This window comes from Pseudoselenomonas ruminantium (assembly GCF_900104055.1).
GTDB classification, from domain to species: Bacteria; Bacillota; Negativicutes; order Selenomonadales; family Selenomonadaceae; genus Selenomonas_A; species Selenomonas_A ruminantium_C.
Map to the genome: position 1 here is coordinate 1 of NZ_FNJQ01000067.1, position 4,395 is coordinate 4,395.

Annotated in this window: 4 protein-coding genes and 1 pseudogene; 2 read left to right on the forward strand and 3 right to left on the reverse strand. The window is 40.5% G+C overall.

Annotated features, from left to right (window positions below; genetic code table 11):
* Nucleotides 1-387: 387 nt before the first annotated feature.
* From BLQ59_RS15465 to BLQ59_RS15475, 3 genes are read right to left on the reverse strand one after another with little or no spacing between them, the layout of a single operon-like run.
* Nucleotides 388-924, reverse strand: coding sequence for a hypothetical protein (locus BLQ59_RS15465; RefSeq protein WP_081342618.1), 537 nt, complete (start codon nucleotides 922-924; stop codon nucleotides 388-390).
* The gene (locus BLQ59_RS15470) at nucleotides 921-3,182 is read right to left on the reverse strand and encodes a DEAD/DEAH box helicase family protein (RefSeq protein ID WP_074573697.1); all 2,262 of its coding nucleotides are present in this window, start codon (nucleotides 3,180-3,182) and stop codon (nucleotides 921-923) included. Before BLQ59_RS15470 ends, BLQ59_RS15465 begins: the two co-directional genes overlap by 4 nt.
* 51 nt (nucleotides 3,183-3,233) lie before the next feature.
* Nucleotides 3,234-3,476 (reverse strand): hypothetical protein, encoded by a 243-nt coding sequence (locus BLQ59_RS15475; protein ID WP_074573698.1) that lies wholly within the window; start codon nucleotides 3,474-3,476, stop codon nucleotides 3,234-3,236.
* Nucleotides 3,477-3,864: 388 nt separating this feature from the next.
* On the opposite strand from BLQ59_RS15475, the gene BLQ59_RS15480 reads away from it, so the two are divergent.
* Nucleotides 3,865-4,125: a hypothetical protein gene (locus tag BLQ59_RS15480; RefSeq protein WP_074573699.1), complete on the forward strand. Its 261-nt coding sequence runs from the start codon at nucleotides 3,865-3,867 to the stop codon at nucleotides 4,123-4,125.
* 65 nt (nucleotides 4,126-4,190) lie between these two features.
* A pseudogene (locus BLQ59_RS15485) lies at nucleotides 4,191-4,395 on the forward strand (IS256 family transposase); the annotation flags it as partial.

The following is a 4,395-nucleotide window of genomic DNA, read 5'->3' on the forward strand; positions in this document are numbered from 1 at the left end:
TAACAAAAGGCCTCCTATGATTTGATTATAGTTTATCATAGAAGACCTTTTGATTTCGAGGGAAAGTTAATTTACAGAGATTTTTTCATACTCTCCCCCATGCACGCGTCATAAATCGAGAAACCCGGCTTACCTTCTTTTCCCTTTGTTACGATACGGGTGATAAGTTCAGATCCATACGTTTACGCTTCTTCTTGGGTATCTTTCTGCCCTCAGGTTGATTCTGCTTAATGTTTTCCACGGATTACCTCTCACCCTTTCTATGCCTGATAGCATCCTTCTATCAAGGTTTGCTTTTCTTATTGCACGTCCCGACGATATGATAATATTATTCTATCTTGACTATCTAGCCTTTTGCAGATTAATAATGTCTATTGGCACGTTCGACTAAGTTTGTTCAATTTTAAAAGTAATCATTTCATCCAATGACAAATCCCAAACATCACATATCATACCTTTTTGCGTCGGCAACAAATGAAAGTGATTTAAGCATTTGCTTATATGAAGCATAATTTTGGGGCTACGACGTTTGTATCCGTAATGCCTTAACAACGTCCGCAACTTTATTCGCGTGTATCCTTGTGTCAGCTCATATCTTATACGCAACCGTAATTGCATAAAATAAAAATCAATATCAGCGTATTCATCTTCATAGTCGAAGACATGAAGCGACATGCCTAATTGCTGCAAATCTTTTTGGATAGCCGAATATTCTTTATCAAAAGTTACTTTATCAATCAAATAGTCTACCCAATAGGAGACATCGAGGATAAACTGCCTCTGATTGTTTCGATACGGCTCTATAAGGCAGTCACGTTCCTCTTGATAAACACGTTGCAAAAAAGCCGCCTGCTGTCTGGCGCCCATATCCTGACTATCAATGTAATAGGCTATAGATAGTGCATCATAGATGCTGGAATTCAATATTTATCACTCTTTCTTGCATTACAGGAACGACAAAGAATCTGTAGGTTGTCCGGTGTGGACTTTCCGCCTTTATTCATTGGGACGATGTGATCAACTTGAAAAGGTACTCTGTTGGCAGCCGTCAGCCCACATTTCTGGCATACATACTGCCCCTTTTGATTTTTTGCTTTCTCAAAAGCTCCATCACGAAGCCTTTTTTCTAAATCCGGATTTGTCTTGCCAATTTCATGTAAAGGCAAATCCTCAAGATTCTTCTCATGAGCAATAACATTGTCTTCATAGATTAACGGTTGAGTTATTTTCATCAGCTCTATATCCAGCTGGCGCCAAAAGTAAAGCTTTTTGCCAAAGAAGAGCCTTAGTACATCATCTTCGGCAGAATCCCAAAGAGAATCTACATATTCAGCTTTCTTGCGAGGGCCCATATCCTCGTCATAGATATGGCGAGCAATAGCTGCCACATCTAACTTATTTCGATCAATATCATCAAATGTATAGAATTTAGGAGCTTCACTATACTGTGCATAGTATTTCAGGATTTGAATTACATCATCTTCTTCATAAGGCGGAATCATGTCGCCTAAGAAAAAAGTGCTGCGACACTGTTCTGCCATATCACGAAGCGTGCTATCAGCAAGAAACTCTTCATCCTCCACTTGAAATGCCGAGAACAGTTCCGGCAGTTCTTCCATCATGGCAATATATGCATCTTTAGTGCTATCGTAGACCATAACCTGATATGTATGATCCATTCCATTTTCTTCAAGATAGGTAAATGCGTACATACCAACTGGAATACGTTTTTCGAATGACACTTTTTCCAGCGCTGTAGTATCTATCGAGTCATCCAGCATTGCCGCAAATTCTTCAATCTTAGAAATAGCGATCATGCGAAGTTCATTGGCACGACGCTGACAAGGGTTATCATCGAAATCCACCTCACCCGCTGTAACAAATATGGATTCCGGATTAACCCATGCAATATGTTCGCTCCAATCGTCAATAAAGGAAACAATATATGCTTCACTTGTGCCACCAGCCGCCTGACCGCGCAATGCTCGTCCAATCATTTGAGTCATTAGAATAGTCGATACGGTCGGACGTGCCAGGAATACGGTTTTTGTCTGAGGCAAATCTACACCTTCCGTCAAAATATTGACGTTAACAAGCACTTTCAGCTTACCATTGCGGTAATCTTCAATTTTTCGCTCATTTTCTTCACGGCTAATTGTTACACCTAATGTCATATCTTTTACGGACGATACAATAAAGTTTGCCGGAATGCCAGCATGATTAAAGAGTTTTGCTAAAGTAATTGCATGAACCACATTCACAGCAAAGACTAAAGTCTGACCATATTTTTGTTGATTTTTTTTGTATGTCTCGACAATTAATTTATTGCGAGCTGCACTAGCGGCTATTTGACGGGCAATATCTTCCGGTAGTATGTCCAACTGATTGATATGATTCCAATCGTCAACACCAAGCTCATTACCAAACGACTCATCAGTATATGCGCTTTCAAAAATGGGCTTGGCCAGAATCTGACGTCCTATCAAATCTTTTAGGCCAATTTGATAGGTAATTCCAATATCATTTTTAGATATTTGGCCATCCCTTATGCCATCTTTATAGATTTTAGCAAGTAGCCCCTGCTCGTTTTCAGCTGTACGGAATGGCGTTGCAGTCAGCCCAATAACCTTTGTATTAGGAACCATTTTTTGCACATGTTCAATAATACGACGATAGGTTTTAGCCGTAGAATGGTGGGCTTCATCAATAATAAGGTAGACTTCATCCTCTCCATCCAACCATCCGTCCAAAGCCGTCATGTTACGACCAAGGCTGTCTTTACTAGCAATGATAAGATTATCTGACGGAACAATGGAATTAGTCCGTTCATGGGAAGTCGCGCCAGAAACAATACGGTAATCGAAGGAAGCTATCTTAGGAATAACCTCATCATAAGCATATTTCGTGAAAGATTCTGCTGCCTGCTCCAAAAGCATTTGTCGATGGGCTATCCAAAGAATTTTTTTGTGTTCATTTAACGCATGACGCAGAAGCCACATCGATGCCGTATAAGTCTTGCCCCCACCCGTTGGGAGTACAACTAAAGTGCTATATGATGGCATATCATCAATAAGATCCAGATTACACATGGCATTCTGCTGATGTTTATATGGTATACGGAAATTCTTTCCCTTTTTCTTAGTTACAGTCCCAAAGGCTGCAATCTCTTGTTCAGCTATCATTGAAACCTCCTTGGTTTTATCCATTTCTATTGTTTATAACAAACATTAAATTTAATTTCTTTTTTTATGCTTTATAGCGTTCTTCCACCAGAGCTTGCCTTCCTTGTAGCAATCCTCAGCGATACCGTTCATTACTATGTTTATTTGCTCCTCCAATGCCTTAGTCACTTCATCATTGAGTGCGCCGGAGTCATTGCCGGCCTGCACTAAGCATTGAAGGGCTACGATATGCGCTTTTGTTTCCGGACTAAGCAGATTATCGCACTCTGTCCTCAATTCTACATTGTAAGCCATATCTTCCACCTACACTACAAAAAATGCCGGCCGCATGGGGCCGACTCAATGAACGCAACTGGTTTCCCAGCATCTATTATTTTATCATTTATCAATATATGATGCAATTAGGTTAAGGTTAGCTTGCTCGCCAAAATAATTCTTGACAGATATACGCGCACACATTATCATGATTGAAAATAGGAGATAATGGACCTCCGTCCGGGAACTGTCGGCCTGCAGCCGTTCGGGATTAGATGTTATCTTCACGGCCATAATAGCCAATCTGACTACCAATATCCTGTAAACATTGAAGTTAGAATATAAATAGTACAAGTCAAAATGAGAAATCCTAAATAAGTTCATGACATGGTACAATATATGTACCTATCTTGAGGAGGATTTCAGAATGGCTAAACAACATGACAAACAGTTTAAACTTGACGCAATTCAATATTGCGAAGATCATAAGGAGCTTGGCTTGCGTGGCTGCGCCAATAACCTTGGCATCGGTTACAGCACGTTGACCAAGTGGCGGAAAGAACTTCGTGACTCCGGCGATATCGTTGTAAGAGGTTCCGGCAACTACGAATCAGATGAACAGAAAGAAACTGCCAGCTTACGCCGTGAATTGCGGGATAGAGAGTATGAAAAAATCTCTGTAAATTAACTTTCCCTCGAAATCAAAAGGTCTTCTATGATAAACTATAATCAAATCATAGGAGGCCTTTTGTTATGGCAAGAAAGAAAAAAGAGATTCACAAGGTAGAAATGACCGATGGCAAGCGTGCCATCATCCAGCAGCTGTTCCAAGAGTACAACATCGAGAGCGCCACAGATATCCAAGATGCCCTAAAGGATTTGCTCGGCGGCACCATCAAGGAAATGATGGAAACGGAAATGGATGAGCATCTGGGCTATAGCAAATCTGAGCGTTCCG